The sequence below is a fragment of the Herbaspirillum chlorophenolicum genome (genome assembly GCF_001189955.1).
In the GTDB taxonomy this organism is placed as follows: domain Bacteria; phylum Pseudomonadota; class Gammaproteobacteria; order Burkholderiales; family Burkholderiaceae_D; genus Herbaspirillum; species Herbaspirillum chlorophenolicum.
In genome coordinates this window covers 1-2,001 of record NZ_LFLT01000126.1, presented here as the reverse complement: position 1 = coordinate 2,001, position 2,001 = coordinate 1, and the positions used below count along the sequence as shown (strand labels likewise).

Sequence of the window (2,001 nt, the reverse complement as noted above, 5' to 3'; positions counted from 1 at the left end):
GTGTCTAGTAACTTTCCGCTGACCAGAATATGCCCGAGACCGTCGCCTTCAAATTGAATAAATGGCTCTTCGTGACAATTCCCCAGCCTGGCTTTTCCGACGAGAGAATCTTTCAAGCGCTCCAACTGAGCGACAAAATCGGGAAATACCGGATTATCGAAAAAAAAATCAATCTGCGCCTGAAACGGCGACGATCGTAAATCTAAACGGCAAACGCCTCCCGAATCGTCTTCGAAGATACGGATGTCTTGCATGCAAAGAGAATTGAGCTCGCTATTCGTTATAAGTGTCGCATTCACACACGATCCCGCTTTATTTTCATGCCTTTCCTATTTTAGTTCGGATATCCGTATCTGGCTGATAAGAGACGTTCCTGAACGAATCATCACGCGATAGGAAGCATCTCAATCGATTCCACCTGAATCGATTTGCATCGAAACGTTCCTTCCAAGCCCCAGGATGACTCTAGGCTTACTCTCGCTTCTGGAGTATTCGACAGTGAATACTCAGTGATATCCAATGAATGTATGACGTTCTGTCCATTGAAGTTAGAAATGGCGAGATCCTGAATGTTTCGGAAGACGAGATGAACAAGAATATTCTTATTCATTCTCAAATGATATTGGGCTGTTCCAAGTCCAATCTCCTCATGTCGTCGAACATGAATACTAAGGCGCATTGATGTATTTTCCTCAGAGCCGAGGCCAGCTTCGCGCTTGAGAAAAACGGTAACGATTTCGTCATCGTGAAATGACGGCCATTCTCCCAGTTCGGCAATTAGTTTCTCTGAGCCGTCGATGAAATCAAGAATTCTCATTAGCACATTTTAACTAATTGTTTTGCACAATTCCCAAGTCCGCTCTTGACCAAAAGAAGTCCTTTGTTCCGAGGTAATTCAAACTCAAGGAGCGGTCTCTTCGAGAGCCCAGGCGACGATTTTCTCGGGACTCGGATCGTAGTCGTCGATCGGTTTTCCGCACGTCTCAGTGGCAGAAGGGGCCACGTTATCCCAAATGTTGAGCGTCATGGCTGCGCGCCTATTTCCGGCATATCTTCACGGCAAGCCACAGTATAGGAAGCGCTGCGACCGAAAATAGGAGAATTGGTTGACGATATGCCCTGAGGAGAAGAAACCAAACGTTGCTCTCTTGATCTGCAGTGGAGGTGCTGTCGGCTCTGGCCTGCAGATCATTTGCCGGAACAATCAAATCCATCGACACGACACTAACTGGAGCGGCAAAGTAAAACATTACGAGATACAACACATAAAGGACGAGCAAACATAAAACAACAAATAGCCATGGCCTCGGTAACTGAGGCCATGCAACTAAACCAGCAATACCGACGAAAAGAGCTGGCATTCCCAGAAAAATACCAAGGTCTAGAAGTCCTAGAAGTAGTTTAAACATTTACGAGAGCCTGAGATGACATCCAACGTGTGGATGACCAGCGCTGAAAGCGTCGGTGTCGATTGCGATGTTAAAGCTAGCTGGAAAAGCAGAAAACTCAAGTTTGGGTTTAACCGTTTCAAATTTCATATTAGGTAATATTAGAAATCAAAGACTGCTATTGGCCGATTGCGGTCACTACTAAAGCTTATCGAGTCGGTATGCACAGATACACGGCACTGCTTACTGAATGCTTTTTTCATCAAATGAATGGCATAACAATGATCGGAGCAGTCCAGGTGATGCTCTATAAGGTTCCCAATCAGCCAAGCCATAAAAGGCGTTCACCAGTGCTTCGATGATGCTACCTGTATAGATTTTTGCTCCAACGTAGTCTGTCTGTGCAAAGGCCGCAAAGTCAGCCAAGCGAGAATCGACAATGGGTGGAAGATTGCCGATCTTGGGCCACCGGCCGCCACTAATCTCCGTCACAAAAACTGACGGAAGAGACATAACAGAGCCGATCACATCTGGAAAGGTCGTCGCCAGGTCGTTAGCTAGGTGGTCAAAGACGGCCACACAAATGACTTTCGGTCGCCATCTGGCAATTACC

General features: G+C 46.3%; 3 protein-coding genes. All 3 read right to left on the bottom strand.

Annotation, left to right across the window (positions count from 1 at the left end):
* Positions 1–299, bottom strand: a 299-nt coding sequence (locus AKL28_RS24750; RefSeq protein ID WP_156226476.1) for a hypothetical protein, incomplete at its 3' end; no start/stop codon positions are given.
* Between the two features lie 86 nt (positions 300–385).
* Positions 386–817, bottom strand: coding sequence for an Imm50 family immunity protein (locus AKL28_RS23425; protein WP_050470686.1), 432 nt, complete (start codon positions 815–817; stop codon positions 386–388).
* 814 nt (positions 818–1,631) lie between these two features.
* On the bottom strand, positions 1,632–2,001 hold a 370-nt coding region (locus AKL28_RS24935; protein ID WP_197091097.1), incomplete at its 5' end, for a hypothetical protein.

What these genes read in the sequence shown, in the direction of transcription:
- AKL28_RS23425 (WP_050470686.1), bottom strand. Translation starts at nt 817, where the DNA reads ATGAGAATTCTTGATTTCATCGACGGCTCAGAGAAACTAATTGCCGAA.